The organism is Nocardia sp. NPDC004604 (genome assembly GCF_040609795.1).
Lineage (GTDB): Bacteria > Actinomycetota > Actinomycetes > Mycobacteriales > Mycobacteriaceae > Nocardia.
In genome coordinates this window covers 1-3165 of sequence record NZ_JBEXLC010000302.1, presented here as the reverse complement: position 1 = coordinate 3165, position 3165 = coordinate 1, and the positions used below count along the sequence as shown (strand labels likewise).

Below are 3165 nucleotides of genomic sequence, written 5' to 3'. Positions count from 1 at the left end.
CAGGGCGGAGTCGTGGGCGGCGAGGATGCGGACGGCGAGTAGGCCCGCATTGCGGGCGCCGCCGATGGAGACGGTGGCGACCGGGACGCCCGCGGCCACGATCTATACGCCGGAGGCGCTCTCGCTGCTCATCGGCGTTGTCGGCGCCGATCGTGTGCTCTTCGGCACCGAGAGGCCGGGAAGTGGTTTCGCGTTCGAGGACCTCAAGCCGGTCATCGAGAAGCTCCCAGGGCTGGACGAGAAGCAGTTGCAGGGCATCTTCGAGGGCAACGCTCGATCCCTCTACGCCCGGGCGTTCTGAGTACCACCCAGCAGGTTAGGACCAGACCGAGGGGCAACGACATGACGGCAACGCTTGGTGGACCGCGGCGAACAACCAAGGCCGACAGCGCCTACTACGAGATCCGGAGAAAGGTTCTCGAGGGTGAGCTGGCACCGGGCTCGGTCGTCGAGCAGGAGGCACTCGCGAAGGAACTCGGCATCTCGACGACACCGCTGCGCGAGGCGCTGCGACGGCTGGAGGCGCTGGGACTGCTCCGGCAGGTCGCGCACCGCGAGATGCGCATCGCGCCCCTGTCGGTCAAGGAGATCACCGACCTCTATGCGTTGCGCATCAGGCTGGAGGCCTACGCGGCGCGGCTGGGTGCCAAGCACGCCAGTGCGGAGCAGCGGTGGGAAATTCGTGGGCTCCTGGAGGAGCCCGTCGCCGGTACGAAGGTCGGACAGCTCGAGCAGAACCGCGGGCTGCACCGGGCGATGTACGCTGCCGGCGGCAACCACGCGCTGGCAGTTACGCTCGACCAGCTGTGGGACCGGGCGGACCGCTACCGTGCAATTCTGCTGCGGGATGACGAGATCGCCGACACCATCCACGCCGAGCACTCCGAGATCGTCGACGCGTTCTGCGACGCACAGGAGGCACAGATCGCTCGGCTCACCAAGGCCCACCTCGAATCGGGCCGCGTACGGCTGCTGAGCGTGATTGCCAAGGCTGAGCAGGAGACCCTGGGATGACGCCGCAGATGCCGTTGCTGCAGCCGCTGGCAACAAGGGCCGCGGGGCTGGGGTTCGAGGCGATCCCGCCGCAGATCGTGCAGCAGGCGAAGTGGTCGCTGCTCGACACCATCGGCCGCATCATCGCCGGCCCGGACAGTCGTCGTACCCTCGAAGCCGAGATAGAGCTCGGAAGTCGGCAACACCGGTCGGCGACGGTAGGGGTGACCGGCGACCGGCTCCCCTTTCCTGCTGCGGCGAAGACCAACTCCGCGTTCGCCAGCATTCCGGAGCTCGACGACAACACGGCCGGCCACGGGTCTCTGGTGACGGTACCGGTCGGGCTCGCCGTCGCCGAGGCACACCATCTCGACGGTCGCGCCCTGCCGACCAGCATGACTCTCGCATCAGCGATGCGAGACACGTCAACGCGGCAAGTCCCGTAGCAAACTGGAAAGGTCATCACAGTGTCGTACGACTACATCGTCGTTGGAGCCGGCGCCGCCGGCTGCGTCCTGGCCCATCGGCTGTCCGCCGATCCGGCGACCACCGTCCTGCTCGTGGAGGCGGGCGGCAGCGATCGCAACCCGGTGAACCTGGTGCCGAAGGGCTTCTACTTCACCATGTCGAATCAGCGGTACGCCAAGACGTTCGTCGCCGGCCCCTTCGGTGCCGTCGGCGCGACGGAACCGTGGTACCGCGGCCGCGTGATGGGCGGTTCGACTACCACCAACGGCATGATCTGGAACCGCGGATGGGCCCCGGACTACGACGCGCTCGTCGAAGCGGGCAACCCGGGCTGGGGCTGGGACGCGTTCCTCGGTGCGTTCCGTAGCCTGGAGGACCACCGGTTGGGTGCCAGCGATTACCGGGGTGCCGGTGGTGCGGTCTCGGTCGAGGTCGCCGGTCCGCCCGACCCACTCAGCGACGCCTACATCGCCGCGGCCCGGGCCGACGGGATCCGCAAGGTCGACGACTGGAACGCCAGCGACGACGACCGAGTCGCCTACGTCCCGTCCAACGTCGAGAACGGCCTGCGCATGAGCGCGTCGCGCGCGTTCCTCAAGCCGGCGCGCGGGCGGAGAAACCTCACCGTGGTCTCGCGGGCGGAGGTCCAGCGCATCGTCCTGGACGGTCGCGTCGCCGTCGGGGTGGAGGTCAAGACCCGCAGGGGAGTGGAGCACTTCGACGCGCGACGCGAGGTGATCGTCTCCGCCGGCGCGCTCGACACGCCCCTCCTGCTGGAGCGCTCCGGCATCGGTCGCCCGGAGGTGTTGCGGGCCGCCGGCTTCGACCTCGTGGTCGAGAGCCCGAATGTCGGTGAGCGACTCCGAGAGCACCGAGGTATGGACTTCCGGTTCCGGATCAAGGGACTCGAGGGTCAAAACAAGCTGGTGGCAGGTCAGGTCAGGCGCTACTGGACCGGGGCCAGGTTCCTGCTCGGCCGGGACGGGATCATGTCGTACGGCGGCTTCAACGTGATCACCGGCGTGACCGCGCACCCGGACTCCGACCGTCCCGACGTACAGGCACTGTTCACGCCGATCTCGATCGACGGTAGCCGGCTCGGGCCCAAACGCGCAGTGCTCGAGAAGGAGCCTGGAGCGATGCTCTCGCTGCTCCCGCTGCGGCCGACAAGTGTGGGCAGCATCCACAGCGCGGGCGCCGGTCAGCAGCCTCGGGTGGACCCGAACTTCCTCGACACCGAGCACGACCGGCAGGTGTTGGCCCACGCAGCCCGGCGGGTGCACCGCATCGTCGAGCACGATGAGTTCGCCCAGTACATCGCGTTCCAGACGAAGCCGGATGCCGACCTCGACCTCGACGACGATGAGGCGCTGGCCTACTACGCGCAGAACTACGGCAACAGCGGCTATCACACGATCGGCACCGCGGCGATGGGGCCGCGGGACGAGGACGTCGTCGACGCGGACCTGCGGGTGCGCGGCGTCGAGAACCTCCGAGTCGTGGACGCGTCGGTGTTTCCGCACATCACCTCGGGCAACGTGAACGCGCCGACCATGGCGCTCGCGTGGCTCGCGGCCGACCGCATCGCGAGGTGAGTTCGTTCGGTCGCCGGCGCCTGCTACGAACGCCCGAGATCAAGGAAGCCGCGGTCCCCGGTCCCAAAATGATCACCATAAACCACAGGAATATTATGAAAATGACAAG

The 3165-nt window shown here is 67.9% G+C and carries 5 protein-coding genes; 4 read left to right on the top strand and 1 reads right to left on the bottom strand.

Features of this window, described 5'->3' with window-relative positions; translation table 11 throughout:
* Positions 1-99, bottom strand: a 99-nt coding sequence (locus tag ABZW16_RS43575; protein WP_354962032.1) for an AIR carboxylase family protein, incomplete at its 3' end; no start/stop codon positions are given.
* Between ABZW16_RS43575 and ABZW16_RS43570 the strand changes: the two genes are divergently transcribed.
* Genes ABZW16_RS43570 through ABZW16_RS43555 form a run of 4 tightly spaced genes read left to right on the top strand, consistent with a single transcriptional unit; the run spans position 65 to position 3056 of the window.
* Complete coding sequence (locus tag ABZW16_RS43570) at positions 65-301, top strand: amidohydrolase family protein (RefSeq protein ID WP_354962031.1); 237 nt, start codon at positions 65-67, stop codon at positions 299-301. The two genes, ABZW16_RS43575 and ABZW16_RS43570, sit on opposite strands and share 35 nt — an antisense overlap.
* 41 nt (positions 302-342) lie before the next feature.
* The gene (locus ABZW16_RS43565; protein ID WP_354962030.1) at positions 343-1014 is read left to right on the top strand and encodes a GntR family transcriptional regulator; all 672 of its coding nucleotides are present in this window, start codon (positions 343-345) and stop codon (positions 1012-1014) included.
* Positions 1011-1439 carry an MmgE/PrpD family protein gene (locus tag ABZW16_RS43560; protein WP_354962029.1) on the top strand — a complete coding sequence of 143 codons (429 nt, stop codon included), beginning with the start codon at positions 1011-1013 and terminating at the stop codon, positions 1437-1439. The genes ABZW16_RS43565 and ABZW16_RS43560 overlap by 4 nt, the downstream gene beginning before the upstream one ends.
* 21 nt (positions 1440-1460) lie before the next feature.
* Entirely contained in the window at positions 1461-3056 is a 1596-nt protein-coding gene (locus ABZW16_RS43555) for a GMC family oxidoreductase N-terminal domain-containing protein (RefSeq protein WP_354962028.1), read from the top strand.
* The last annotated feature ends 109 nt before the right edge of the window (positions 3057-3165 follow it).